Annotated in this window: 22 protein-coding genes; 17 read left to right on the top strand and 5 right to left on the bottom strand. The window is 68.2% G+C overall.

Annotation, left to right across the window (positions count from 1 at the left end; translation table 11 throughout):
* The first annotated feature begins 2 nt into the window (after positions 1-2).
* Positions 3-1,259, top strand: a complete 1,257-nt coding sequence (locus ACIA49_RS00605) for a hypothetical protein (protein WP_396374942.1) — start codon at positions 3-5, stop codon at positions 1,257-1,259.
* Positions 1,260-1,340: 81 nt separating this feature from the next.
* Positions 1,341-1,877 (top strand): GNAT family N-acetyltransferase, encoded by a 537-nt coding sequence (locus ACIA49_RS00600; protein ID WP_396374941.1) that lies wholly within the window; start codon positions 1,341-1,343, stop codon positions 1,875-1,877.
* On the opposite strand, the gene ACIA49_RS00595 is transcribed toward ACIA49_RS00600, so the two are convergent.
* Positions 1,874-2,956 carry an alkene reductase gene (locus ACIA49_RS00595; RefSeq protein WP_396374940.1) on the bottom strand — a complete coding sequence of 361 codons (1,083 nt, stop codon included), beginning with the start codon at positions 2,954-2,956 and terminating at the stop codon, positions 1,874-1,876. The two genes, ACIA49_RS00600 and ACIA49_RS00595, sit on opposite strands and share 4 nt — an antisense overlap.
* A 62-nt stretch (positions 2,957-3,018) precedes the next feature.
* Here ACIA49_RS00595 and ACIA49_RS00590 point away from each other — a divergent pair, with 62 nt between their 5' ends.
* Positions 3,019-3,378: a MerR family transcriptional regulator gene (locus ACIA49_RS00590; protein WP_396374939.1), complete on the top strand. Its 360-nt coding sequence runs from the start codon at positions 3,019-3,021 to the stop codon at positions 3,376-3,378.
* 72 nt (positions 3,379-3,450) lie between these two features.
* Complete coding sequence (locus ACIA49_RS00585) at positions 3,451-5,106, top strand: glutamate--tRNA ligase (RefSeq protein WP_396374938.1); 1,656 nt, start codon at positions 3,451-3,453, stop codon at positions 5,104-5,106.
* A 57-nt stretch (positions 5,107-5,163) separates the two neighbouring features.
* Here the strand turns inward: ACIA49_RS00585 and ACIA49_RS00580 are convergent, their stop codons facing one another.
* Together ACIA49_RS00580 and ACIA49_RS00575 are read right to left on the bottom strand one after the other, a co-directional pair.
* Positions 5,164-6,477, bottom strand: a complete 1,314-nt coding sequence (locus ACIA49_RS00580; protein ID WP_396374937.1) for a phosphodiester glycosidase family protein — start codon at positions 6,475-6,477, stop codon at positions 5,164-5,166.
* Positions 6,478-6,546: 69 nt separating this feature from the next.
* Positions 6,547-7,908, bottom strand: a complete 1,362-nt coding sequence (locus ACIA49_RS00575) for a phosphodiester glycosidase family protein (protein WP_396374936.1) — start codon at positions 7,906-7,908, stop codon at positions 6,547-6,549.
* A gap of 178 nt (positions 7,909-8,086) precedes the next feature.
* Between ACIA49_RS00575 and ACIA49_RS00570 the strand changes: the two genes are divergently transcribed.
* A complete protein-coding gene (locus ACIA49_RS00570) occupies positions 8,087-9,013 on the top strand; it encodes an AEC family transporter (RefSeq protein ID WP_396374935.1) in 927 nt (308 codons plus the stop codon).
* A 105-nt stretch (positions 9,014-9,118) separates the two neighbouring features.
* On the opposite strand, the gene ACIA49_RS00565 is transcribed toward ACIA49_RS00570, so the two are convergent.
* Together ACIA49_RS00565 and valS are read right to left on the bottom strand one after the other, a co-directional pair.
* Entirely contained in the window at positions 9,119-10,060 is a 942-nt protein-coding gene (locus tag ACIA49_RS00565) for a hypothetical protein (RefSeq protein WP_396374934.1), read from the bottom strand.
* Between the two features lie 138 nt (positions 10,061-10,198).
* Positions 10,199-12,751, bottom strand: coding sequence for a valine--tRNA ligase (gene valS / locus ACIA49_RS00560; RefSeq protein WP_396374933.1), 2,553 nt, complete (start codon positions 12,749-12,751; stop codon positions 10,199-10,201).
* A 72-nt stretch (positions 12,752-12,823) separates the two neighbouring features.
* Between valS and ACIA49_RS00555 the strand changes: the two genes are divergently transcribed.
* The 12 genes from ACIA49_RS00555 (at position 12,824) to ACIA49_RS00500 (ending at position 25,611) form a co-directional block, all read left to right on the top strand.
* Complete coding sequence (locus ACIA49_RS00555) at positions 12,824-14,218, top strand: bifunctional folylpolyglutamate synthase/dihydrofolate synthase (protein ID WP_396374932.1); 1,395 nt, start codon at positions 12,824-12,826, stop codon at positions 14,216-14,218.
* Entirely contained in the window at positions 14,215-14,574 is a 360-nt protein-coding gene (locus ACIA49_RS00550; RefSeq protein ID WP_396374931.1) for a DUF4233 domain-containing protein, read from the top strand. The genes ACIA49_RS00555 and ACIA49_RS00550 overlap by 4 nt, the downstream gene beginning before the upstream one ends.
* 3 nt (positions 14,575-14,577) lie before the next feature.
* A complete protein-coding gene (gene ndk, locus ACIA49_RS00545; RefSeq protein WP_391542791.1) occupies positions 14,578-14,988 on the top strand; it encodes a nucleoside-diphosphate kinase in 411 nt (136 codons plus the stop codon).
* Between the two features lie 369 nt (positions 14,989-15,357).
* Positions 15,358-16,386 (top strand): rod shape-determining protein, encoded by a 1,029-nt coding sequence (locus tag ACIA49_RS00540; protein WP_132413477.1) that lies wholly within the window; start codon positions 15,358-15,360, stop codon positions 16,384-16,386.
* A 2-nt stretch (positions 16,387-16,388) separates the two neighbouring features.
* A complete protein-coding gene (mreC, locus tag ACIA49_RS00535; protein WP_396374930.1) occupies positions 16,389-17,321 on the top strand; it encodes a rod shape-determining protein MreC in 933 nt (310 codons plus the stop codon).
* A gap of 1 nt (position 17,322) precedes the next feature.
* Complete coding sequence (gene mreD / locus ACIA49_RS00530) at positions 17,323-17,856, top strand: rod shape-determining protein MreD (protein WP_396374929.1); 534 nt, start codon at positions 17,323-17,325, stop codon at positions 17,854-17,856.
* A 70-nt stretch (positions 17,857-17,926) separates the two neighbouring features.
* The gene (gene mrdA / locus ACIA49_RS00525) at positions 17,927-19,978 is read left to right on the top strand and encodes a penicillin-binding protein 2 (protein ID WP_396374928.1); all 2,052 of its coding nucleotides are present in this window, start codon (positions 17,927-17,929) and stop codon (positions 19,976-19,978) included.
* On the top strand, positions 19,978-21,144 hold the full coding sequence (rodA, locus tag ACIA49_RS00520) for a rod shape-determining protein RodA (RefSeq protein WP_396374927.1): 1,167 nt from the start codon (positions 19,978-19,980) through the stop codon (positions 21,142-21,144). Before mrdA ends, rodA begins: the two co-directional genes overlap by 1 nt.
* A 79-nt stretch (positions 21,145-21,223) precedes the next feature.
* A complete protein-coding gene (locus ACIA49_RS00515; protein ID WP_396374926.1) occupies positions 21,224-21,970 on the top strand; it encodes a hypothetical protein in 747 nt (248 codons plus the stop codon).
* 54 nt (positions 21,971-22,024) lie between these two features.
* Entirely contained in the window at positions 22,025-22,465 is a 441-nt protein-coding gene (locus tag ACIA49_RS00510) for a carboxymuconolactone decarboxylase family protein (protein WP_396374925.1), read from the top strand.
* Positions 22,466-23,135: 670 nt separating this feature from the next.
* Entirely contained in the window at positions 23,136-23,297 is a 162-nt protein-coding gene (locus tag ACIA49_RS00505; protein WP_396374924.1) for a hypothetical protein, read from the top strand.
* A 382-nt stretch (positions 23,298-23,679) separates the two neighbouring features.
* Positions 23,680-25,611, top strand: coding sequence for a TIGR03960 family B12-binding radical SAM protein (locus tag ACIA49_RS00500; protein ID WP_396374923.1), 1,932 nt, complete (start codon positions 23,680-23,682; stop codon positions 25,609-25,611).
* Positions 25,612-25,777 lie beyond the last annotated feature (166 nt).

Below are 25,777 nucleotides of genomic sequence, written 5' to 3'. Positions count from 1 at the left end.
TGATGCTCAAGCGATCACTGGCCATTGCGAGTGTTGCCGTTACTGCTGTCGGGCTGCTGGCGCCGACGGCATCCGCGCATGTTGCCACGCCGACCTGGGTGACTGCGAACAGCACCTCCACCGGCGACCAGGACGCGCCCTCTGTCGCGATCAACCGGAACGGGTACGTCGCTGTGGTGTGGGAGGACGATCGCGATACGGACAACGCGACTGACCCCGTGCACAGTGACATCTGGTTGCGGCTGTTCCACAACGGGACCGCTGTCTACGAGAAGAAGCTGTCGGCCGGTGGGGACTCCGGTGTGACCAACTGGCGGCACCTGCACCCGGACGTCGGGCTGGACGATAAGGGCAACGCCGTAGTGGTCTGGCAGGACGACCCGGACGGCAACGGCTACTACAACATCCCCTACCGGGTGGTGAACACCGCCGGTACCGTCACGGCCTCCGGCAACGCCAACAGCAGCGCCACTGGCCAGCAGATCAACCCACGCGTGTCGGTGGACCCAGACGGTGCACCTTCCGGTGGAGCTGTCGCGTTCACTGCAGTGTGGGAAGACATCCAGACCGGTACGCCGGCCACCATCAAGGCGGCTGGGTACACCGGACCGACCACCCGGGCTTGGGAGGTCACGGCCTCGCAGACGACCGGTCAGCATCACATCCCCGACGTGGCGGTCTCGGCCTCGGGTGACGCGGTGGTCGTGTGGGACGAGGACGGCGACGCCAACGCGTCGTACAACGTCGGTCTGGTTCGTCTCGCTCGCACAAACGGCGCGGTGAACCTCACGCGTCGCGTGGCGAACTCCAACACCGGCGGAGAGCAGACGCACGCAACAGTCGACGCCAACTTCAACGGTGACTTCGCCGTCGCCTGGGAGTCCAACCACACCGGTACGGCGGGCGCCTGGACCCGCACGTTCGACGCCAACGGCACCGCCCGCTTCGCCGACGTACAGGTCGCGGCCGGCGGCAAGGCGCCCTCGGTCGGCATCGATGACGTCAAGCAGACAGTCGTCGGCTGGACGGCCCAAGCCACCGACGCCGACGTCTGGGTCCGCGGCTTCGACGCAGCCGGCACCGACACCGGCCGCCTCTCCGCCCAGCAACTGAGCTCCGCCACCGCCGGCCGCCAAGAACAAATGACCGTAGCCGTATCGCCCTACTCCGAAGTCGCCGTCGCCTACACCGACGACAACGACGGCAACACCTACGACCAGGTAGTCCTCGGCCTGGACATCTCCAACAACAGCTGGTGAATCACCTCGGAACCGCCATGCCTCGCATGGCGGTTCCGTCCGGTGTGCAGGTCAGGTGGCTTGACGCATTAGGTTTGGCTGGTGAGTGACTTTCGAGTGGCGAGCCCTGAGGATGCCGAGCAGATCGGGTTGCTCCACGCAGACAGTTGGCGCCTGCACTACCGGGGCGCCTTCGCGGATTCGTTCCTGGACGGCGATATCGAGACCGAGCGCCGTACGACGTGGGCCGAGCGACTCGCCGTACCCGGTCACACCGAGACGATTCTGGCCGAGGACGACGGGCGACTCGTCGGGTTCGTGCACGTGATGCTGGACGCGGATCCGCGATGGGGGAGCCTCGTCGACAACCTGCACGTGCGGAACGCGGTGCGTGGGTCCGGGATCGGCGGTCGGTTGTTACGGCAGGCGGCGGATGCCGTCGTACGGCGGGCAGCGAGCAGCGCCATGTATTTGTGGGTGCTCGAGCAGAACACCGCAGCACAAGGCTTCTACCGCGCCAACGGCGGCGAGACCGTCGAGATCGCCCCGGTAGCACCGCCCGGTGGCGATCCGAGCCGGCTCAACGGGAGCCCGGCCGTTCTGCGGATCGCCTGGCCGGATGTCGCCGTACTGGCTTAGGCGGCGACTGCGTCGTACTGGTACGGCGGGTAGGTCAGGTAGCCGTCGTTGCCACCCTGGAAGAACGTCGCCTCGTCGGCGGGTGTCAGTGGGAGGTTGTTGCGCAGGCGCTCGACCAGGTCCGGATTGGAGATGAACGCGCGACCGAAGCTGATCAGGTCGGCGCCTTGGCGAAGCCAGTAGTCGGCATCGGCCGGTGTGGTCTGCCCGGGACCAACCGGCGGACCCGGGTTGATCATCAGCGTGACTGGCCACAGCTTGCGGAGGGTGGCGAGGGTCGGCTCGTCGGTGGTGACCTCCAGGTGGAGGTACGCGAGGTCGAACTGCGCGAGCTCCTTCACCAGTGCCGTGTAGAGCGCCGGTACGTCGTCCTCGCGCACGCCCCAGATCGTCGCGCCGGGGGAGAGTCTGATGGCGGTGCGCGAAGCGCCGATGGCGTCGACCGTCTGCCCGACCGCCTCGACGGCGAACCGGATCCGGTTCGCGATCGAACCGCCGTACCGGTCGGTGCGGAGATTCGCGTTGTCCGCAAGGAACTGCGAGATGAGATAGCCGTTGGCGCCGTGCAGTTCGGCGCCGTCGAATCCGGCCTCGACCCCGAGTCGCGCGGCATCGGCGTACGACTGCGCATGTTCTGGTACTTCGGCGGTCGTCATCGCGCGCGGCATCGGGGCGGTCTGTCGCCCGGTCGGGGTGAAGACCTCTCCGACCGCGGGGACGGCCGATGGGCCGGCTGGCTGAAGGCCGTTCGTCGATGGGTGCGAGACTCGGCCGCCGTGCATGATCTGGGCGAAGATGCGACCGCCGTTCGCGTGGACGGCGGTGGTTACCTGCCGCCACGAGTCCACCTGCTCGGCGGTGTGGAGTCCCGGCGTACCGGGGTTGGATTGTCCGATCAGACTCGGTTGCACGCCTTCGGAGACGATCAGTCCGGCGGTCGCGCGCTGCGCGTAGTAGGTCGCCATCGCGGGAGTCGCGAGGCCGCCGGCCGCGGCGCGGACCCGGGTCATCGGAGCCATCACGACGCGGTTGGGGAGTGCTGTCGGGCCGAGCTGGTGGTTGTCGAAGAGGGAAGTCATACGGGTACGCTAAAAGCTCACATCCATGTGAGAGGCAAAGAATCGTGGTTCAGGTCACATCAATGCGCATCGGCGAGCTGGCCTCGCGAACCGGCGTCAGTGTGCGCTCGCTGCGGTACTACGAAGAGCAGGGGCTGCTCGCGAGCACCCGGAGCCCGAGCGGCCAGCGGCACTACGACGAGGCGGCGGTCGAGCGGGTCGCGTTCATCCAGCTGCTCTACACCGCCGGTCTGTCGAGCAAGACCATCGCCGATGTGCTGCCCTGCAGCTACGCCCCGAGCGAGCAGACCTCGGACGCCGCCGCCGACCGGATGGCCGAGGAACGCGACCGGCTCACGCACCACATCGACGAACTGCTCCGGACCCGCGACACCCTCGACGAGCTGATCAAGATCAACCGCGCCCACCGCGCGACGCTCTGAGCGCGGTTCTTTCACCCGCAGTTGCTAGGCTCGACAGGTTGGCACCGACCTGGAAGTGAGACGTACCTCAAAATGCTCGACCGCGCGGTCATCGATGGCCTGTTCCCTGCCGATCTCCCCGAGCCGGAGTCCTGGGAGGAGAAGTACCCGCAGCGTGAACTCGCCGAGGGTGCGAAGGTGACCCGGCTCGGCCCGTCGCCGACCGGATTCATCCACATCGGCGGGATCTACGCCGGGATGCTCGACCGCGACGTTTCGACGAACACCGGGGGCGTCTACCTCGTCCGCATCGAGGACACCGACCAGTCGCGGGAGGTCGAGGGCGCGCTCGAGCAGTTCGCGCGCGGGTTCGACTACTTCCACATCGCCTCCGACGAAGACGTCACCAAGGGCGCCTACGGGCCGTACATGCAGTCGCAGCGTGAGCAGATCTACCTCACCTACGTGCGGCACCTGCTCCGCCAGGGCAAGGCCTACCTGTGCTTCGCCACCAAGGAGGAGCTGGCCGACATCACCGGACGCCAGCAGGCCAACAAGGTTCCGACCGGGTACTACGGCAAGTGGGCGATCTGGCGTGACGCCGACGCCTCCGATGTGGCCGCCAAGCTGGCCGAGGGGACGCCGTACGTCGTGCGTTTCCGTGCACCGGATGACGCCGATGGCGCCCGGGCCCGGTTCACCGACGCGATCCGCGGTGAGCTCGAGCACGAGGCGAACCGCAACGACGCGGTGATCCTGAAGGCGTCCGACCAGTCGCCGCGGCTCCCGACGTACCACTTCGCGCACGCCGTCGACGATCACCTGATGCGCGTGAACCTGGTGATCCGCGGCGACGAGTGGATCTCCTCCGTGCCGCTGCACCAGCAGCTGTTCGCGGCACTGGAGTTCGAGCCGATCCAGTACGCGCACATCGCGCCGCTGATGAAGCAGATCCCCGGCGGCAAGCGGAAGCTGTCCAAGCGTAAGGACCCCGAGGCCGGCGTCGACTTCTACATCGGTGCGGGCTTCCCGGCCGATGCGGTCCTCTACTACCTGCGCGGTCTCGCCAACGGCCGCCTGGCCGAGGTCCCGCTGGCCGAGGCGCTCGCCGCGCCGATCCAGCTCGACCAGTGCGGTGTCGCCGGTCCGCTCGTCGACCTCGTGAAGCTCGAGGACATCAGCGCCGACCACATCGCCACGCTCAGCGGTCAGCAGATCCTCGACGCGGTCCGCGCCTGGGCTCGCGAGTACGACGCGGAGCTCGTCCCCGTGCTGGATGCCGAGCCGGAGCTCGCATTGCGCGCGCTCGCCGTCGAGCGCGACGGCGTCGAGAACCCGCGCAAGGACCTCCGCAAGTGGTCCGACTTCCGCTCCGCCTACGCCTTCTTCTTCCCCGCGCTGTTCGAGCTGGCGAGTGGACCGACCGACGAGCGCATCGCCGCTCTCGGCGTCGCGCCCGAGGTCGTCACCGCGTTCGCCCAGGACCTGGTCGCCAACTACGAGCACCGCGACGACGCGTCGGAGTGGTTCAACCAGATCCGCGACCTCGCCGCCAAGCACGGCTTTGCCGCCAACGCCAAGGAATACAAGAAGGACCCGGACGCCTACCCCGGCTCCATCCGCGAGGCCTCGCAGCTCGTCCGGGTCGCCATCACCGGCGCCACCAAGAGCCCCGACCTCCACGCCACCACCCAGGCCCTGGGCGCCGAAGAAACCCTCCGCCGCCTCCAGGCCCTCGCCGGTTCCTAACCCCTAACGTCCGAAGACTCGCGGGCGCTCGTCAGCGAGTCTTCGGACGTTAGCTATTTAGTGGCGGGGGATGAAGACGACGGCGTCGCCGACGGCGCGTTCGGCTCCGCCCGTCCCGCTGGGGTGGTTGACGAGGGTTCCGTCGGCGAGGGCCATCGTGGTGGAGCCGCCGCCGTCGAGGTTGATGGAGTCGTGCAGGCCCAGGGACTTCGCGACGGCGGCCGTTTCGTTCATCGTGGTGCCGACGCTGGTGGTCTGGCGGCCGTCGATGGTGGCGAGGACGATCTTGCTGTCGCGGGTGGTACCGGCGATCGTGCGCGGGTTGCGGTCGAAGAAGCTGCCGGAACCAGGCGGTACGACGACAGCGCCGTCCGACGTGAGCTGGTAGCGACCGGTCACGCCGTACAAGCCCTTGTGTAGTTGAACCTTCCGGCCTCGCTGGTCGGCAAGGGCGATCCGCCGGTCGACGCAACCGCGGGTGGTGAGGGCGAGGAGTGTGTCCGCGTCTGACCCAGTTGCCTGTACGGCGAACTGGCTCGCGGTGAGCGTCGTCCCGCGCGTGGTCGCGGTCCGGACGACACAACCGCGCCGGTCGAAGACAACCTCCGCACCCGTACCGGACGGCGTCGCGGCACCGAACTCAGGCGTGAACAGCACAACGTCATCCGCGCTTGCCGGCGGATGGTTGATGTACTCGAGCGGCAGTTCGGCGCCGGTCTGACGGTTGCGTACCGCACCGGTCCAGCTCAGGTGACCGGTGAGCACTTTGTTGCTCTTGGCATCGATCAACAGGTTCGCCTCGGCCGGGTCGGTCAGCGGCTCACTCAGCAGCTTGCCGTCGAAGAGCCCGAGCCCCACCTGCTCACCCGGGTACGTCGGATTCGCCGTGAACGTGAAGAACGATGCGTTCACACCGGCCACCGCACCGGCGGAACGAACCAGCTCCGAGGTCTTCTCCACCCGCGCGAGGTCAGCGCCGTACGTCGCCTGCAGGTGCCCGCGGGCGCGTCGCGGGTCGATGGTCAGCACGCTCACCACCCACGGCCCGCGCGGTGTCGTGTTGATCTGGTCGGCCGGCGCCGGCTCGGTACCGCGGACGATCCGCGTCAGCGTCACGCCCCGCGCCAGGCTCTCACTGGCCCGCGTCTCGACGAGATCTGCGTCCCCTAGCGGGAGCACACCAGAGGGTCCTGTAGTCGATACGGGCGTCGCAAACCCAGTCGCCTCGGGGAGCGGCGCCCCGGACTCCCCGGCCAGCCCGGTCGACGGGCCTCCAGCCGGTACGGCGGTTGCGGGGGCGACGGCGGTGAGGGTGGCTGCGACGGTCAGCAGCGCGGCGGCAGCGAGTCCACGGCGGGCGGAAGGAGTCATACCGGCCATCCTTCCCCGGATGGGTGGAATTTTACCGGTCCCGCCGCTGACTCGTCAGCATCTACCAGGTTACGAGCGGGTGGGGTAGTAGACGAGCGCGTCGCCGACGTACCGCTCCGCGCCGTTCGTGCCGCTCGGGTGGTTGATCAGCGTGCCGTCCGCGCGCGCCATCGTGGTCGACCCGCCGCCGTCGAGGTTGACCGATTCGACCATCCCGAGCGCCTGCGCGACCGCGCCGGTCTCGGCCAGCGTCGTACCGACGCTCGTGGTCTGCCGCCCGTCGATCGTCGCGAGCAGGAGCTGCCCGTCGGCCGTCGTACCGGCGATCGCGCGTGGGTTGCGGGCGAAGAAGCCGCTGGAACCAGGCGGTACGACGACCGCGCCGCCCTGGGTGAGGCGGTAGCGCCCGACGACGCCGTACAGGCCGCTGTGCAAGGGGATCGGCGTGCCCTGGTCGTTGGTGAGTGTGTGGTTCCGGTCGACGCATCCGCCGGCCGCGGTCAGGGCGAGCAGCGCGTTGGTGTCCTTGCCGGTGGCCTGCAGGGTGAACTGGCTGGTCGTGATCGAACTGCCGCGCGTGGTCGACGTCCGCACCACACATCCCAGCCGGTCGAAAACGATCTCGATCCCATACCCTGAAGGCGTTTTGGAGGCGAAGTGCGGCGTGAAGAGTGCGACGTCGCCCGCCGCGGTGCAGGTGGTCTGGTCGACGACGTTCGCGCAAGCTGCCGGTACCACCGGCGGATGGTTGATGAACTCGAGCGGTAGCGTCGCGGCGGTGTCGCGGTTCCGGATCTGGCCGGTCCAGCGCACCTTCTGCACTGTCATTTGGTTGCTGTTGGCATCGATCAGGAGGTTCATCTCGGTCGGGCTGGTGGTCGGTTCGCTGATCAGTTGGCCGTTGGAGATGCCCAGCCCGACCGGATCGCCCGGGTAGGCCGGATTCGTGTCGAAGGTGAAGAACGACGCGTTGGTCCCGACGACCGCACCGGCGCTCTTCACCAACGCCGACGTCTTCTCGGTGCGCGCCAGGTCCGGCCCGTACGTCGTTTGGACCCGTCCCGCAGCGAGTGCCGGGTCGATGGTCACCACGTTGATGATCCACGGGCCGCGCGTGGTCGTCGGGATCTCGTCGGGGTCGGCCGGCTCGAGGCCGCGGGTGATCTTGGTCAGCGTGACACCGGGCGCGAGGTCTCCCGTCGTCCGCATCTCGATCAGATCGGCGTCGCCGAGTGGCAAGCCCCCGTCGGCTCGTGGCGCGGATGGCTTCGGGTCGGCCGACTTGCCCGGGGTGTTTCGGTAGCCGGATGACGCCGGATCGGAGGTGTAGCCGGAGGAGCCCGGGTCGCCGCCGGGCGCCGCGGTGGCCGGGACTGCGACGACGGTGAGCAGGACCGCGACGGCGAGTCCTCGGGTGAGGTGAGCGGACATGGGCATCCTTCCCCCAGGGCGGAATCTTTCCGCGGCGATGCACAGTACTGTCAGTATGTGCCAGATTACGCTCCGGGGCCGGTTTGCTGGAGTGTCCGGAGAATGGCTGCCCGAAGGTGCGGAGATGCCGTTCCCGATAGGATCCTGAGGTTGCCGAGCCGTTGAGGAGTTGACGCCGGTGTCCGCCGTCGTGGGTGCGTTCGTCGCGCTGGTGGCGGTCGCAGTGCTCGGGTACCTCGTCGGTCTGGCGGGTGTACTGCGTTCCGAGGACGAGCTCGTGCTGTCCCGGCTGGCGTTTTTCGTGGCGACGCCGGCGCTGTTGTTCACCACGGTCGCGCGGGCGGACCTGCACTCGATCTTCTCGGTCGTGCTGGTGACGAACCTGGCCAGCCTGCTCGTCGTACAGGTGATCTTCCTGCTGGTGGCCGTGCTGCTCTGGCGGCGGTCGCGTTCCGAGGCGACGGTCGGCGTACTGGCGTCGTCGTACGTGAACGCGGGCAATCTCGGCGTACCGATCGCGGCGTACGTACTGGGGAACGGCGCGTTGGTCGCACCGATTGTGCTGTTCCAGTTGCTCGTCTTTGCACCGGTGGCGTTCGCGATTCTGGACGGCGATCGGCAGGGGAGTGGGCGGCGGGTGCAGCTGAAGTCGCTGCTGACGCGACCGCTGCGGAATCCGTTGACGGTGGCGTCATTGCTCGGGTTGGTTGCGGCCGCCTTCGACGTACCGTTGCCGACGATTCTGATGCGGCCGATCGATCTGCTGGCGGCGGCCGCGGTGCCGGTCGCGTTGATCGCCTACGGGCTCAGCCTGAGTGCGGGGGCGAAGGATTCGATCAGTGTGCAGCGGGACGTCGTACTGGCTGTGGTTCTGAAGACGGTCGCGCAACCACTGATCGCGTACACCGTCGCCCGGTGGGTGCTCGATCTGCACGGGACCGCGTTGCTCGCGCCCACGCTCCTCGCCGCGCTACCAACGGCGCAGAACGTCTACGTGTACGCCGTGCACTACCGAACGTCGCGCACCCTCGCCCGGAGCGCGGTGCTGATCAGCACGCTGGTGTCGATCCCGCTGATGACCGCAATCGCGGGTCTGCTCGCCTGAGCGGACCTGCATCACCCAGTAACCCTCGTTGCGGGCGGCTGCCCGGGTGGTGCTGAGCGTGAGCCGCGCGACCCCGGTGAGGTTGGTGGGTGATGGCGGTCCGCGTTACTTCATTGCGTGGAAGGCTTCGACGGCGACCGGGGCCACCTGGTCGACGGTGATGCCTTCGTTGGCCGACTGGGCGATGACGGTGAGCGTGTTGGAACCGCGGTAGCACTGGGTCGGCAAGTTGCCGGTGGTCTCCACACAAGTGGCCTGACCGATCTTCTTCACCTTGTCCGGTGCGGCACCCGAGTCCGCGACCGTCTTCGCGATGTCGACCTTCCCGCGCAACGCGATCACCACGAACAACCGGTCCCCGTCGAGGTTCCCGTACGCCTCGACCGTCGCCTGCTTCCCGTTGTTGATCCGGCTCAACGCCTGCTTGGTCTGGTCGAGCTGCAGCTGCCCGCGAATGTCGGGATCCGTGATCCGGTCGAGCCCCGCCAGCTTCGCCGGCGGCGTGATCCCGCGATTCGTGTTCAGCCGGTTCAACGGTCCGAGTCCCCACACATACCCCAGCAGCCCAAGCACCACCAGCACCACAACGGCCCCGGCCACCGTCACAAACGGCCCCCGCCGCCAGAACCGAAACTTCTTCTCCCCGTCCTTACCTTCAGCAGGATCAGCAGCCGCCCCCTCCGCGCCAGGTGCTCCGGCCGGCTTGTCCGCGGCGGACGCGCCCGCGGCAGGTGCTCCGGCGGACTTGTCCGCAGCGGATGCGTCGCCCGTCGCCCCGGGCTTGTCCGTCATGGGGCCGGTCTTCTCCGCGCCGGCAGTAGGGGCCAGCGGAGTGGATGGCGGTACGGCGGGCGCGGGCGTGGTGGGGGCGGTCTTCTCCGCGCCGGGAGTGAAGGCCGGCGGGGTGGTTGCCGGTACGGCGGGCGCGGGCGGAGCGGTGTTCTCCGCGCCGGGAGTGGGGGCCGGCGCGGGGGGAGCGGTCTCCGCACCGGACTCCGGGGACGCCGTCGGCTTGGCGGGGTCGCTCGGGGTGGTGGGATCGCTCATGGGGGCTCCTTGATGCTGACACGGGGTCGAGGCCGATGGTTCCACATCGGACAACCTGGTTCCGCAGCGTAGTCGTTCGATTCAAACGCGTAGTGCCCGCCTCCCCGACCGGGGCGACGGGCACTACCTGGCGTCAGGTCAGAGAGTGGCGACGACGCTGACGGCGTCGGTCTCTTCGGCATTCCAGACGATCTCGCCGGTGATCCGGCCGGCTGCGCGCAGGTCGGGCTCGGCACGCTCGGCCAGCGCCAAGCGAGCTGCCGGTCCACTGACCTCGACCTTGCTGACCTCGGTCTTCATCGAGACCTGCGCCGCGGACTTCGCACCCCGGATCCCGGCCAGGACCTCGGACACCGCGTCCAGGACCTCGGCCTCCTGCGGAGCGACAGCCAGGTCAGCCTCGGCCGTCGGCCACGCCGAGTTGTGAATCGAACCCTCCTGCCACCACGACCAGACCTCTTCGGTCGCGAACGGCAGGTACGGCGCGAGCAGCCGCAGCTGGACCGACAGCGCGACCGCGAGAGCCGCCTTGGCGGAGGTTGCCGCGGCCTCACCCTGACCGCCGTACGCGCGCTCCTTGACCAGCTCGACGTAGTCGTCGCAGAAGGTCCAGAAGAACCGCTCCGAAACCTCGAGCGCACCGGTGTAGTCGTACCGCTCGAACGCAGCCGTCGCATCCGCGACGACCGTCCGCAGCCGCTGCAGCATCGCGAGGTCGACCGGCTCGGTGACCGCGGCCGCATCGACCGTGGTCGCACCGAACGACAGCACGAACTTCGACGCGTTCAGAACCTTGATCGCCAGCCGCCGGCCGACCTTCATCTGCGACTCGTCGAACGGCGAGTCCATGCCGGGCCGGGCCATCGCCGCGCGCCAGCGGACCGCGTCGGTGCCGAACTTGTCCAGAATCTCCGAGGGGATGATCGCGTTGCCCTTGGACTTGGACATCTTCTTGCGGTCCGGGTCGACGACGAATCCGGAGATCATCGAGCGCGCCCACGGCAGCGTGCCGTTCTCGAAGACGGACCGGACGACGCGGGAGAACAGCCAGGTACGGATGATCTCGTGCGCGTGCGTGTTCAGATCCATCGGGAAGGTCCGCTGGAACAGGTCGTCGTCCCGCTCCCAGCCGCACGCGATGTGCGGGGTGAGGGACGAGGTCGCCCAAGTGTCCATCACATCCGGGTCCGCCTCGAAACCACCCGGCTTGCCCCGCTGGGACTCGTCGTACCCGCGCGGGGCCTGGGAGGTCGGGTCGATCGGCAGCTCGGCCTCGGCCGGCATCAGCGGGTGGTCGTAGTCGACCTCGCCGTCGGCGTCGACCGGGTACCAGACCGGGAAGGGGACACCGAAGAAGCGCTGCCGGGAGACCAGCCAGTCACCGTTCAGCCCTTCGACCCAGTTCATGTACCGGTGCTTCATGTGCTCGGGGACCCAGCCCAGCTCGTTACCGCGCTCGAGGAACTCGGCCTTGAGGTCGGCGCTGCGGCCACCGTTGGTGATGTACCACTGGCGGGTGGAGACGATCTCGAGCGGCTTGTCGCCCTTCTCGAAGAAGTTCGCCATCCGCTCGGTCTTCTTCGGCTCGCCGTCCAGGTCGCCGCTGTCGCGCAGCTTCTGGACGATCAGCTCGCGGGCGCTGAACGTCGTCTTGCCGGCCAGCTCGGCATACAGCGCCGCCGCCGGCTCCGAGCCCGTCAGCCACTCCGGGGTATCGCGCAGGATGCGCCCGTCCCGACCGATGACTGTCCGGACCGGCAACTGCAGCTCGCGCCACCAGGTGATGTCGGTCTGGTCGCCGAACGTGCAGCACATCGCGATACCGGCGCCCTTGTCCATCTCGGCCGCCGGGTGCGCGAGGACCGGGATCTCGACGTCGAACAGCGGCGAGCGGACCGTCGTACCGAAGAGGTCCTTGTAGCGGTCGTCGTCCGGGTGCGCGATCAGCGCGACACACGCCGGCAGCAGCTCCGGTCGCGTCGTCTCGATGTAGACCGGGCCGCCGGCGCCGTGGAACGAGATCCGGTGGTAGGCACCCGGATACGGCCGGGGCTCGAGCTCGGCCTGCGCGACGGCCGTCTGGAACGTGACGTCCCACAGTGTCGGCGCTTCGGACAGATAAGCCTCGCCACGAGCGAAGTTGCGCAGGAACGCCCGCTGCGACGTCCGCCGGGAGTCCTCGGAGATCGTCGTGTAGAGGTGGCTCCAGTCGACGCTCAGGCCGACTCGCCGCCACATCGCCTCGAACGCCTGCTCGTCGATGTGGGTGAGCTCACCGCACAGCTCGACGAAGTTCTGCCGTGAGATCGGGACCTGCTTCTTCGGGTCCGGCTTCTCCGGCGGGGTGAAGTCAGGGTCGTAGGGCAGCGACGGGTCGCACTTGACGCCGTAGTAGTTCTGGACGCGGCGCTCGGTCGGCAGGCCGTTGTCGTCCCACCCGATCGGGTAGAAGACCGACTTGCCGCGCATCCGCTGGAAGCGCGCGATCAGATCGGTGTGGGTGTAGCTGAAGATGTGCCCGACGTGCAGCGACCCCGAGACCGTCGGCGGCGGTGTGTCGATGGAGTAGACATCGGCGCGCTCCGCGGTCCGATCGAAGGCGTAGGTCTGCTGCTCCTTCCATACGGCAGCCCACTTCTCCTCGAGGCCGTCGAGGCTGGGCTTGTCTGGAACGCGGGACGTCTGACTCATGCTCACAATCCTAGTGGTTGTCAAGGGGTGCTCCGAACGCTTTATCCACAGGCTCACTAGACTGGCCCCCTGATGAGTGACCTCTCCTACGCCGAGGTATCGGCACGGCTCCAGGCCCGCTGGCCGGAGCAGAAGATCGACCCCACGCTGGACCGGGTCCAGCGGCTCGTCGACTTGCTCGGCGATCCGCAGAAGTCGTACCCGGTCGTGCACCTGACCGGGACCAACGGCAAGACGTCCACCGCCCGGATGATCGACGCGCTGCTGCGTGAGGCCGGCCTGCGGACCGGACGCTTCACCAGCCCGCACCTGGAGTCCGTCCGGGAGCGGATCACGCTGAACGGTGAGCCGATCAGCGAGGAGCGCTTCGTCGAGACGTACGTCGAGATCGAGCCCTACCTCGACGTGGTCGACTCCGAGCAGGAGCACCCGCTCTCGTTTTTCGAGGTCATCACCGGGATGGCGTTCGCCGCGTTCGCCGACGCCCCGGTAGACGTGGCGATCATCGAGGTCGGCCTCGGCGGCACCTGGGACTCGACAAACGTCGCCGACGGAACCGTCTCCGTGATCACCCCGGTCGCCGTGGACCACGCGCACATCCTGGGCGCGGATCCGGTCACGATCGCCCGCGACAAGTCCGGCATCATCAAGACCGGCGGTACGGCGGTCGTCTCGCAGCAGAGCATGGACGTCCTCGAGGTGCTGATGGGCCGGGCCGCTCAGGTCGGTGCGTCGATCCTCCGCGAGGGCCTCGAGTTCGGCGTGGTCAGCCGCTCGGTCGCCGTCGGCGGCCAGCTGATGTCGCTCAAGGGCATCGGCGGCGAGTACGACGACATCTTCCTGCCGCTCCACGGTGAGTACCAGGCGCACAACGCCGCCACCGCGGTCGCGGCCGTCGAGGCGCTCTTCGGAGCCAGCGAAGAGTCCGGGGACCGCGTCACCACCGAACTGCTGCAGGCCGGGTTCGCCGAGGTCACCAGCCCGGGCCGGATGGAGGTCGTCCGGACCAGCCCGACGATCATCGTCGACGCCGCCCACAACCCGCACGGCGCGCAGGCGACCGCGGCGACGGTGTCCGAGGCCTTCGCCTTCCAGCCGCTGATCGGCGTACTGGGCTGTATGAAGGACAAGGACGTGTACGGCGTCCTCGAGGCCTACGAGCCGATCATGGAAACCGTCATCTGCACCCGCAACAGCTTCACCGAGCGGTCGATGCCGGCCGAGGAGCTCGGTGAGCTGGCGATGGAGATCTTCGGCGAGGACCGGGTGCTGGTCCGCTCACACCTGATCGACGCCATCGACGACGCGATCCGGCTGGCCGAGGAGGGCGCGATCGCGATGGGTAGCGGCGGCGTACTGGTCACCGGTTCGGTCGTCACTGCAGGCGAGGCCCGCACCCTGCTGGTTCGCAAGCCCAAAGAGGCCGACCCGATGCCTGGTTACACCCAGATCGGCGACGCCGAGTGAGGTCACTGGCGTCCATCGTCCTCGGCTTCGAGGCGCTGCTGCTCGCGCTGGTCACCCCGGTGATGATCTCGGTCGCCGACGTCCGCCCCGCCGTCGCACTCCCGGTCTGCCTCGGCCTCGCCGTACTGGCGATCCTTTCGGCCGGCCTGCTGCGCAACCGCACCGGCTACATCCTCGGTTCCATCGTCCAGGTCGGCGCCGTCGGCCTCGGCTTCGTCGTACCCGTCATGTTCCTGCTCGGCATCGCCTTCGCCGCCTTCTGGGTCGCGGCCATCGTGCTCGGCCGCCGCATCGAGGAAGCGAAAGCAGCCCAGCAGGTAGGCTCTGCCGCCCCGACTACTTCGAGAGAGAGTTGACAGATGTCGCAGCGCACCCTGGTCCTGCTGAAGCCCGACACGGTACGCCGTGGGCTGGTTGGCGAGGTCCTCGGCCGGTTCGAGGCCAAGGGGCTGTCGATCGTCGCGATGGAGTTCCGCACCATCGACGGTGAGATGGCCGACCAGCACTACGCCGAGCACGTCGAGCGCGACTTCTACCCGCCGCTGCGCGACTTCGTCACCAGCGGCCCGCTCGTCGCCCTGGTCCTCGAGGGCGACGAGGCGATCGAGGTCGTCCGCGCCCTGAACGGCGCCACCGACGGCCGCAAGGCCGCCCCCGGCACCATCCGCGGCGACTTCTCCCTGTCCAACCGCGAGAACCTCGTGCACGGCTCCGACTCCCCGGAGTCCGCCGACCGCGAGACCAAGATCTGGTTCCCCGACCTCCCGTAGTCCCCTGCCGCACCGCTGTCCCTCACCCGTCGCCCGCCCCCTGGGGCAATTTGGACGGAGATCCCCTCAAGTTGCCCCTTCTCCGGTCAGATTTTGAGGGGAGAAGCGACAATTCCAGGGGATATCCCCTCAAATTGCCCTTCGAGCGAGAGGGCTGGTACGGCGGTTGTGCACGAGCAGGGCGGTGCCGGAATCGCGCTCCGTGACCACCTGGCGATGGCGACGAAGTGATGCGACCCGGTGGCGATCGGGGAGTGAGGGAACAGATACGATGCGTGCTGGACGGACGGGTCGTGTCGGTCCCCGGATGGCGCTGGGTCCGCGCTTAGCCTGAGAATCCCGGACCCGAGCAGGTGGAGGGCCCCCGAGATGGCGAACAGCATGCTCGGCCGCGACATGGCGGTCGACCTCGGAACGGCCAACACCCTCGTCTACGTGCGAGGGCGTGGAGTCGTCCTGAACGAACCGTCCGTGGTCGCGACCCGGACGGACGAACCGCGTGAGGCGGTCGCGTTCGGTCACGAGGCGAAGAAGATGATCGGCCGGACGCCCGGCAACATCACCGCGATCCGGCCGCTCAAGGACGGCGTGATCGCCGACTTCGACGCCGCCGAGCAGATGCTGCGCTACTTCATCCAGCGGGTGCACCGGCGCCGGTACTTCGCGAAACCGCGGATCGTGGTCTGCGTCCCGTCCGGGATCACCGCGGTCGAGCAGCGCGCGGTGCGCGACGCCGGGTACATGGCCGGCGCGCGCAAGGTCTACATCATCGAGGAGCCGATGGCGGCCGCCCTCGGTTCGAACCTCGAGGTCCGCGACGCGACCGGCAACATGGTCGTCGACATCGGCGGCGGGACGACGGAGGTCGCGGTCATCTCGTTCGGCGGCATCGTCACCAGCCAGTCGATCCGGGTCGCCGGTGACGCCATCGACAAGGCGGTCGTGAACTACTGCAAGAAGGAGTACTCGCTGCTGCTCGGCGAGGCGACCTCGGAGCAGATCAAGATGACGATCGGGTCGGCGTTCCCGACCACCGACGGGCCGGACAGCGAGATCCGCGGCCGCGACATGATCTCCGGTCTGCCGCGCACCGTGAAGGTCTCCTCGGCGAACATCCGACAGGCGATCGAGGAGCCGATCACCGCGATCGTCGACGCGGTCAAGGCGACGCTGGACAAGACCCCGCCGGAGCTGGCCGGTGACATCGTCGACCGCGGCATCGTGCTGACCGGTGGCGGCGCGCTGCTGAAGGGGATGGACGAGCGGCTGCGGCACGAGACCGGGATCCCGATCCATGTCGCCGACAACCCGCTGGACGCCGTCGTCCTGGGCGCCGGCAAGTGTGTCGACAACATCGAGACGCTGAACCGGATTCTCGTCACCGACAACCGGCGCTGACCATGCTCAAAGACCTCGGCACCCCCGCGCGAGGCCTGGTCCGGGCGGCCGGGGTACCGCGGGAGATCCGGCGCCGCCGGACCATTCTGGTCCTGATCATCCTGGCGTGTTTCACGCTGATCGTGCTCGACGCCCGCCGCTCGGCCGGTTCGCCGGTGGAGCCGTTGCGGGTCGGCGCCGCGGCCGTCTTCGGTCCGCTGGAGTCGACCGCGAGCTCGGCCCGGGAGCCTGTGGACAACCTCCGGGACCGCTTCGCGGAAACGGATAGGTTGAAGGCAGACAACGAAAAACTGCAACAGGAGAACGACAGACTCCGCCAGGAGCTCAACACCACCGACTACGCCCGCAACCGGGCCGGCGAGCTGGACAACCTGCTCCGGCTCGCCCCGAAGTTCACCATGACACCGGCCCGGGTGATCGGGATCGGCAGCCTGCAGAGCTTCAACCACACCGTCACGATCGATGCCGGTTCGGCGGACGGCGTCCGCGCCGACATGACCGTGGTCAACGGCAGTGGCCTGGTCGGCCGCGTGGTGCGGACCACGCAGTCGACCGCGACCGTGCTCCTGATCGGCGACCGTAACTCGACGGTCGGTGGCCGGTTGAACTCGACGTTGGCGCTCGGGTTCGTGTCCGGTCGCGGCGAGCTCGCCGGGACGCTGGACTACAAACTCGTCGACCTGAAGGCCAAGCCCCGGGTAGGGGACCGGATCGTCACCTGGGGGTCGACCGGCAACGCGCCGTACGTGCCTGGGGTGCCGATCGGCGTCGTCACCTCGGTGTCGGCGACGGCGGGTGCGCTCGGGACAACAGCAACGATCAAGCCGTACGTCGATCCCACCCAGATCGACACCGTGGGCGTGGTGACCGGTCCGCCGGCTCGCCCGCCGCGACCCCAACTGAAACCGACAACAACAGCAGCGAAGGGGAGTTGACGTGATAGCACTACGAATCGGGTTGGCCGCCCTGCTGCTGATGCTGGCGGTCACCATCCAGACATCCGTGCTGACCAACATCGCGGTCGCCGGCGTCACCTGTGACCTGGTGCTGATCGTGGTGCTCGCGCTGGCGTTGTCGCGTGGTCCGGAGTGGGGTGCGATCACCGGGTTCGTGGGCGGTCTGTTGCTCGACGTCGTACCGCCCGCCGATCACACCGCCGGTCGCTGGGCGCTCGCACTGGCGATCGCGGGCTACGTGGCCGGTCTGATCCGGCGGGAGACCTCAGCCGGTCCGGTGGGACCGCTGGGTGTCGCGCTGACGGTCGTCTTCGGCTCGGGGTTGTCACTGCTGATCTACTCGGCCACCGGCGCACTGCTCCACGACCCATCGGTCGACTGGGGACAGTTCGGCGTCCGCATCGGGATCGCCGCCGGGTACGACGTGGTCGGCGCGATCGTGGTCATCCCGCTCGTGATGTGGGTGATGTCCCGCTTCACGGCAGCCCGTGAGCGCAGGCGGGTCACATCGTGAAGGAGCGAAGCGAGTTCACCATTCAATACAGCGAGCTCTCATTTGCGCCCGGAGCGAAGCGAGGACGTGAATGAGCTTCGACTTCTTCGAGACGCCGTTGAAGGCCCGGTTGCGGTTGTTCGTGATCGGGGTGCTGGTTTTCTCCTTGTTCTGCACGCTGTTCGCCCGACTCTGGTACATGCAGGTGATGTCCAGTGCCGACTACAGCCAGGCCGCCACGCAGAACCACACGCGCCAGGTGCTGGTCCCTGCACCCCGCGGCACGATCGTGGACGCGAAGGGCCGCACGCTGGTCGGCAACCGGGTGTCGCTGGTGATCACCGTCGACCGGTCGGTGCTGGCGAAGCTCTCCGACAAAGAGCAGACCCAGGTGATCGCCCGGCTCGCCAAGGTGCTCGGTCAGACGCCGAAGGAGCTGAAGGACCGCACGATGCTCTGCGGTGAGCCCGGTGCCTCCAAACCACCGCGCTGCTGGAACGGGACGCCGTACCAGCCGATCCCGGTTGCCAAGGACGTCAGCGAGCAGGTCGCGATCGAGGTGATGGAGCGTCGCGAGGACTTCCCGGGTGTCGGGGCCGACTCGCAGACTCTCCGCGCGTACCCGGCGCCGTACCACGTGAACGCGGCGCACCTGCTCGGTTATCTCTCGCCGATCACCACCGAAGAGCTGGAGAAGCTCGACAAGGCCGGGCAGGACTCGGTCCCGCACCGCTCGGACCTGGTCGGCCGCGCGGGCGTCGAGCGCACGTACGACGCGATGCTGCGCGGCGCACCCGGGGTGAAGGACGTCATCGTCGACGCCGTCGGGTACACGACCGGTGTCGAGAAGCAGACCGCACCGACGCCGGGCGCGACCGTCGTGAGCTCGATCGACGCGCGGATCCAGGCGACGGTCGAGGCGCAACTGAAGGCCGCGCTGCTGAACGCCCGTAAGCAGTACGACAAGATCACCAAGCGGAACTACGTCGCCGACTCCGGCGCCGCCGTCGTGATGGACACCAAGACCGGCCGGGTCGTCGCGATGGCCAGCTACCCCGAGTACGACCCGGGCGTCTGGGTCGGCGGGATCAGCCAGCGCGAGCTCGACGCCCTGTACTCACCGAAGTCCGGGACGCCGCTGGTGTCGCGAGCGCTGCAGGCCCAGCTCGCGCCCGGTTCGACGTTCAAGCCGATCACCACCGCCGCCGCGCTCGGCGCCGGGTACAGCTCGAAGACCCGGCTGGACTGCTCGTCGTTCCTCGAGGTCGGCGACCGCCGCTTCAAGAACTACGAGTCCGCCTCCTACGGGATGATCGGCTTCGACCGCGCGCTGGCGATCTCGTGCGACACCTTCTTCTACCGGATCGCCTATGCGCTCTGGCTCCGCTCGGGCGGCAACTCCGGCGACATCACCGCGCGCGACCCGCTGGTCGAGATGGCCAAGAAGTTCGGCCTCGGGACGCCGACCGGGATCGACCTTCCCGGTGAGGTGAGCGGCCGGATCGCCGACCGCAAGTGGAAGAAGGAGTACTACGACTCCCAGAAGGACTACTACTGCAAGCTCGCGGCGAATCCGCCGGCCGGGACGTCGGCGTTCCTGAAGCAGTTCTCCCGGGAGTTCTGTGTCGACGGCTACCGGTACCGCGCGGGTGACGCGGTCAACTTCTCGATCGGTCAGGGCGACACCACGATCACACCGCTGCAGCTGGCGGTCGTCTACTCCGCCCTGTCCAACGGGGGCACGCTCTACGAGCCGCGGGTCGTCGAGTCCTGGAAGGGCGCCAACGGCAAGAACCACATCATCAAGCCGTCGGTGAAGGCCAAGCTGCCGGTGTCGGCGAACAACTTGAGCTACATCGACAAGGGCCTCAAGGAGACCGCCCGCAGCGGCACGGCGGCCTGGAAGTTCACCGGCTTCCCGCTCGACAAGGTCCCGGTCCGCGCGAAGACCGGTACGGCGGAGGTCTACGGCAAGCAGACCACGTCGTGGTTCGCGTCGTACACGGATCGCTATGCCGTGGTGATGATGCTCAGCCAGTCGGGTACGGGGTCGGGGGCCGGTGGTGAGGCCGTCCGCCACATCTACGAGACGCTCTACGACATCAAGCCGCCCGCCGCCGACGACCCGAAGAAGACCCAGTAATGGCGCTGCTGAACCCGATCCGGACCCGGCCTCGCGTGGACCGGCGCTCGACCGTCTGGCAGGTGGACTGGATCCTCGTGCTCGGCGTGGTCGCGCTGTCGTCGATCGGTGCGCTGCTGATCTGGTCGGCGACCCACAACCGCGAGTCGCTGACCGAGGGCAACCCGCACTTCTTCCTGCTCCGGCACGCGATGAACTTCGCGATCGGCCTGATCCTCGCCGTCGGCGCCGCGGTCACCGACCACCGCCGGCTCCGCCTGCTCACCCCGGTTCTGTACGCCGGTGCGATCGTCGGACTGATCCTCGTTCTGGTGCCCGGTGTGGGCGCGGTCATCAACGGTTCGCGGTCGTGGATCCAGCTGCCCGGGATGTCGATCCAGCCCAGTGAGTTCGCGAAGCTGGCGGTGATCGTCGGGATGGCGCTGCTGATCGCGGAGAAGGGCGAGACCGACCGGAACGAGACAGCCCGGACGATCGACGTCGCGCAGGCGGTCGCGGTCGCCGCGATCCCGGTCCTGCTGGTGATGCTGCAGCCCGACCTCGGCACGGTGATGGTGCTCGGGTCGATCGTCTTCGGGATCATCGCGGTCTCCGGCGTTCCGAAACGCTGGATGCTCGGGCTCGTCACGGCGGGCGTGGTGATCGCCGCGCTGGCGATCAAGCTCCAGGTGCTGAAGCAGTACCAGTTGGCGCGGTTCGTGGCGTTCGCGAATCCCTCCGGCGACCTGCAGGGCACCGGCTACAACGTGAACCAGGCCCGGATCGCGATCGGGCACGGGGGAGTGTTCGGCGAGGGCCTGCTGCACGGCAGCCAGACCCAGAACGCGTTCGTCCCCGAGCAGCACACCGACTTCGTCTTCACCGTCGCCGGTGAGGAGCTCGGCCTGATCGGCGCCGGCGCGATCATCGTGCTGTTCGCGCTGATCCTGTTCCGTGGATTGCGGATCGCCATCAACGCCCGCGACGCGTTCGGCCGGTTGGTGGCGACCGGAGTCGTGTGCTGGTTCGCGTTCCAGGCCTTCGAGAACATCGGGATGACGCTCGGCATCATGCCGGTCACCGGACTGCCGTTGCCGTTCGTCTCCTACGGTGGTTCGTCGATGTTCGCCGGCCTGCTCGCGGTCGGCCTGCTGCAGAACATCCACCTGCGCTCACACAGCTTCTGATCCGCTACGCTGCTGCCTGCTCGGCCGCCGGTGGACACATTGCCCGCATGGCGGTGTGACTCCGCCACCGAGGAATCTCATGACCAGGTTCGTGTCGTTCCCCCTTGCTCTCGCCGCCGCTCTCACGTTCACGCTGACCGCGTGCGGCGGGGGAGACGACAAGGGTTCCGCTCCGCAGACTCCGCCGCCGTCGAGCGCCAAGCCGACCCTGACAGCGGTCACCGCGACAGTCGACCCGGCGACGGGACTGGTCGCGCGTTCCGAGGCGGACCTGACCAAGGGGCTGCTCGAACTGACCGACCTGCCGTCCGGTTTCTCGCGTGAGGACGACGCGGCAGACGACGGCTCGAAGCCGTTCACGACGCCGAGCAGCCGCTGCAAGACCCTGGTCAAATACCTGAACGCCAGCGAGGCGCCGGGCAGCCAGGCAACTGTCAGTCGTTCGTTCTCCGGCGGTCAGGAGGGTCCCTACATCGACTTCGGCTTCGATGCTCTGGGATCGGTACCGAAGGTCGCCAGCCTGCGCGAGAAGTACGCCGACGCGGTCTCCTCCTGCCCGAAGGTGACCATGCGCGTCGAGGGTGAGGGCAGTACGACGATGGAGGTCGACGAGCTGACCGCACCGGCGTACGGGACGGCGCCGTTCGCGTTCAAGCTGACGGGAGTCAGCGGACCCAAGCGCGGTCTCGAGTTCACCGCGCTCATTACCGGCGTCAACGACGTGATGCTGTCGATCAGCGTGCTGGCCGGCGACGAGGCCGTGCTGGACGCCGCTGCCGAGGCGGCCGCGACCAAGGCGCAGGCGGTGCTCAAACCCGCCACGTGACCGAGGTCACCGGCCCCGCTGTCACGCCGTACCGGCTCTGCTTGTCGAGTAGGTATGGATCAACGCAGCGACATGATGAAGGCAATCCCGGCCGGCGTGAAGGCCGTGTACGGCGTCGAGATGTACGTGCAGGGCGTGCTGGACCACACGGTGCTGCACCTGATCAAGGTGCGTGCCTCGCTGATCAACGGCTGTGGTTTCTGCATCGACATGCACACCACGGACGCCCTCAAGGAAGGCGAGACCGCCCAGCGCCTGTTCGGTCTGGCGGCCTGGCGCGAGGTGTCGTACTACGACGAGACCGAGCGGGCCGCCCTCGCCCTGACCGACGCCGTCACCAAGCTCGGCGAGCACGGCGTCCCGGACGACGTGTGGGCCGACACCGTCAAGCACTTCGGTGAAGAGGGCGCGGTGAACGTCGTCCTCGCCATCGGCACCATCAACCTCTGGAACCGCCTCGCGATCAGCACCCGCGCCCAACCGGCGAAGGTCTAACTCTCGGGGACCCCACCGGGCGATCCCGCGCCGGGAATCGACGGTGAGCTTGCGGCGGACGTTCTCCAAATGCTTCTCGACCGTCCGCACCGAACAGACTCGGGGGGGGGGGCGGCCCGCCGCGCCCCGCGCGCACGCCCGCCCCCCCCGGCCCCCCACGGCGGGGGCGGGGCCGGGGGGCCCGCGCCGCCCGCCCCGCCCCCCCCCCCCCCCCCCCCCCCCCCCCCCCCCCCCCCCCCCCCCGCCCCGCCCCCCCCCCCCCCCCCCCCCCCCGAGTCCCTCAGCCGCCAAGCGGGCGACCTCCTGCTCGGTAGCGGTCAGGTCGTTCCAGGGCCGCGCCCGGCCGGCACCCTGCGGACCGGGCCCGGGCGGCTCCTGGTTCGACACCAGCGCGGCGATGTCGTCGTACCCGAGCGCTTGGACGGCGCTGAAGGTCTCCGCGAAGGTGTCTGCACCCAGTACGGCGACCGCAACCGACTCGGCATCGGCGTCCGCGTCCCTGAACGCGGCCAGCCGGCCTTGCCTACTCCGCCCGGCCCGCGGACCGCTAAACTGTTCAATGGTTTCACAGTTATGGTGGGGCACGCCGAATGCGTAGTTCTACGGTCGACTTATACCGGTCTGTACCAGTAAGCTCTCGGGGTCGGCCGAGGAAAGGGGAGAGACCACCGTGCGGTGTACCGAACACGCGGTCAGCCACCTGTGCCCGACCGACCTGCGCCGGGTCGCCGTGCGGCCGTCGCCAGGCACCTCTCCACGCCGCGAGCAGCCGATGGTCGACGTACCGAAGACCGGCGAGAGTCGCGGCCTGATCGCCGCCTGCACCTGGTAGTTGCCGGAGGCAAGGACTGCAGGAAGCTGCAGTGTTGTCCAGCCGCTGATCCTGGTGCCCAGCGCGAACCCGGCGCGGGATAGGCTCGTCCTGCCGCCTCGATCGACAGCCCCGCCCCGCTGCCCGCAGGCGGTTTGTGGTGTGGATCGAGTGAGGGGAAGTTGTTGTGAGGCGACGTACGCGGGCGACCAGCAAGAACATGCTGGAGGCAATCCTGCGACTGCTGGCCGATGTCGATGTCCGGGTCAGAAAAGTGCAATGAGCTGACTCGCTGATACTGCTGATCGCGCGGAACGCCGGGATCGGGAAGCCGTCCGATTCCGGCGTTGCGGGTGTCCGGGGCTAATCTGGTAGGCGCTCCACTGCCGACCGGGAAGTTCTGATGACTGTCGAATCGCTGTTCCCGCGCCTGGAGGCGCTGCTGCCGAGCGTGCAGAAGCCGATCCAGTACGTCGGAGGTGAGCTCAACTCGGTCAGCAAGGACTGGGACGCGGCCAGCGTCCGCTGGGCGCTGATGTACCCGGACGCGTACGAGGTGGGCCTGCCGAACCAGGGCGTCCAGATCCTGTACGAAGTGCTGAACGAGCGTGAGCACCTGCTCGCCGAGCGGACCTACTCGGTCTGGCCGGACATGGAAGCAGTGATGCGGGAGCACGACATCCCGCAGTTCACGCTGGACAGCCACCGGCCGGTCCGCGCGTTCGACGTCTTCGGGCTGTCGTTCTCGACCGAGCTGGGCTACACGAACATGCTGACCGCGCTCGACCTGGCCGGCATCCCGCTGTACGCCGTCGACCGGACCGACGAGGACCCGATCGTGCTGGCGGGTGGGCACGCGGCGTTCAACCCGGAGCCGATCGCGGACTTCATCGACGCGGCGGTGCTCGGTGACGGCGAGGAGATCGTGCTCAAGATCTCCGACGTCATCCAGGAGTGGAAGGAAGAGGGCAGCCCGGGCGGCCGCGACGAGGTGCTGATGCGGCTGGCGAAGTCCGGCGGCGTCTACATCCCGAAGTTCTTCACCGTCGAGTACCTGGCCGACGGCCGGATCCAGCGCGTCGTCCCGAACCGTCCCGGCGTCCCGTTCCGGACGGCGAAGCACACGGTGATGGACCTGGACGCCTGGCCGTACCCGAAGAAGCCGCTGGTGCCGCTGGCCGAGACCGTGCACGAGCGGTTCTCGGTCGAGATCTTCCGTGGCTGTACCCGCGGCTGCCGGTTCTGCCAGGCCGGGATGATCACCCGCCCGGTCCGGGAGCGCAGCATCACCACGATCGGCGACATGGTCGAGAACGGCCTGAAGAAGACCGGGTTCGAAGAGGTGGGCCTGCTCAGCCTGTCGAGCGCCGACCACACCGAGATCGCGGACGTCGCCAAGGGGCTGGGAGACCGCTACGAGGGCAGCAACGTCTCGCTGTCGCTGCCGTCGACCCGGGTCGACGCGTTCAACATCACGCTGGCCAACGAGTTCTCCCGCAACGGCCGGCGCAGCGGTCTGACCTTCGCGCCCGAGGGCGGGTCGGACCGGATGCGCAAGGTGATCAACAAGATGGTCACCGAGGAAGACCTGATCCGGACGGTCGCCGCGGCCTACAGCCACGGCTGGCGGCAGGTGAAGCTGTACTTCATGTGCGGCCTGCCGACCGAGACCGACGAGGACGTGCTGGCGATCGCCGACCTCGCGAAGAAGGTCATCCAGACCGGCCGCGAGGCCTCCGGCCGCAACGACATCCGCTGCACGGTGTCGATCGGTGGGTTCGTCCCGAAGCCGCACACGCCGTTCCAGTGGGCCGCACAGTTGGGTGTCGAGGAGACGGACGCCCGGCTGGCCAAGCTGAACTCCGCGATCCGTTCGGACAAGAAGTACGCGAAGGCGATCGGCTTCCGGTACCACGACGGCAAGCCCGGCATCATTGAAGGCCTGCTGTCCCGCGGCGACCGCCGGGTCGGCCGGGTCATCGAGGCGGTCTGGCGTGACGGCGGCCGCTTCGACGGCTGGAGCGAGCACTTCTCCTACGACCGCTGGATCGGCTGCACCGACAAGGCACTGGCCGACGAGCCGGTCGACCTCGCCTGGTACACCACCCGCGAGCGCGAGTACGCCGAAGTCCTGCCCTGGGATCACCTGGACTCGGGACTGGACCGCGACTGGCTGTGGGAGGACTGGCAGGACTCCCTCGAGGAGGACGGCGGTCTCGAGGTCGAGGACTGCCGCTGGACCCCGTGCTTCGACTGTGGCGTCTGCCCACAGATGAACACCGAGATCCAGATCGGCCCCACCGGCAAGAAGCTCCTCCCCCTCTCCGTCGTCTAGCCCCTCCACCCGCCGCCTCTCCCTGGCGCCCCTCCCTCCCGCCCGGCATTTGACCGGATATCCCCTCAAAGTGCTGGTTCTCCCCACAAATTTTGAGGGGAGAACCGTCAAGCTCCACGGATACCCCCTCAAGGTGACGCTGCTGGTTGAAGCGCGAGCGGGGAGC

The sequence above is a fragment of the Kribbella sp. NPDC051587 genome (assembly GCF_044453945.1).
Lineage (GTDB): Bacteria > Actinomycetota > Actinomycetes > Propionibacteriales > Kribbellaceae > Kribbella.
This window is presented reverse-complemented; position numbering and strand designations above follow the sequence as displayed.

Bases quoted from the DNA above. Each gene is read 5' to 3' on its own strand.
- ACIA49_RS00605 (WP_396374942.1), top strand. From the start codon at position 3: ATGCTCAAGCGATCACTGGCCATTGCGAGTGTTGCCGTTACTGCTGTC.
- ACIA49_RS00595 (WP_396374940.1), bottom strand. From the start codon at position 2,956: ATGACTTCCCTCTTCGACAACCACCAGCTCGGCCCGACAGCACTCCCC.
- ACIA49_RS00590 (WP_396374939.1), top strand. From the start codon at position 3,019: ATGCGCATCGGCGAGCTGGCCTCGCGAACCGGCGTCAGTGTGCGCTCG.
- ACIA49_RS00585 (WP_396374938.1), top strand. From the start codon at position 3,451: ATGCTCGACCGCGCGGTCATCGATGGCCTGTTCCCTGCCGATCTCCCC.
- ACIA49_RS00580 (WP_396374937.1), bottom strand. From the start codon at position 6,477: ATGACTCCTTCCGCCCGCCGTGGACTCGCTGCCGCCGCGCTGCTGACC.
- ACIA49_RS00575 (WP_396374936.1), bottom strand. From the start codon at position 7,908: ATGTCCGCTCACCTCACCCGAGGACTCGCCGTCGCGGTCCTGCTCACC.
- ACIA49_RS00565 (WP_396374934.1), bottom strand. From the start codon at position 10,060: ATGAGCGATCCCACCACCCCGAGCGACCCCGCCAAGCCGACGGCGTCC.
- valS (WP_396374933.1), bottom strand. From the start codon at position 12,751: ATGAGTCAGACGTCCCGCGTTCCAGACAAGCCCAGCCTCGACGGCCTC.
- ACIA49_RS00555 (WP_396374932.1), top strand. From the start codon at position 12,824: ATGAGTGACCTCTCCTACGCCGAGGTATCGGCACGGCTCCAGGCCCGC.
- ndk (WP_391542791.1), top strand. From the start codon at position 14,578: ATGTCGCAGCGCACCCTGGTCCTGCTGAAGCCCGACACGGTACGCCGT.
- ACIA49_RS00540 (WP_132413477.1), top strand. From the start codon at position 15,358: ATGGCGAACAGCATGCTCGGCCGCGACATGGCGGTCGACCTCGGAACG.
- mreC (WP_396374930.1), top strand. From the start codon at position 16,389: ATGCTCAAAGACCTCGGCACCCCCGCGCGAGGCCTGGTCCGGGCGGCC.
- mrdA (WP_396374928.1), top strand. From the start codon at position 17,927: ATGAGCTTCGACTTCTTCGAGACGCCGTTGAAGGCCCGGTTGCGGTTG.
- rodA (WP_396374927.1), top strand. From the start codon at position 19,978: ATGGCGCTGCTGAACCCGATCCGGACCCGGCCTCGCGTGGACCGGCGC.
- ACIA49_RS00515 (WP_396374926.1), top strand. From the start codon at position 21,224: ATGACCAGGTTCGTGTCGTTCCCCCTTGCTCTCGCCGCCGCTCTCACG.
- ACIA49_RS00510 (WP_396374925.1), top strand. From the start codon at position 22,025: ATGGATCAACGCAGCGACATGATGAAGGCAATCCCGGCCGGCGTGAAG.
- ACIA49_RS00500 (WP_396374923.1), top strand. From the start codon at position 23,680: ATGACTGTCGAATCGCTGTTCCCGCGCCTGGAGGCGCTGCTGCCGAGC.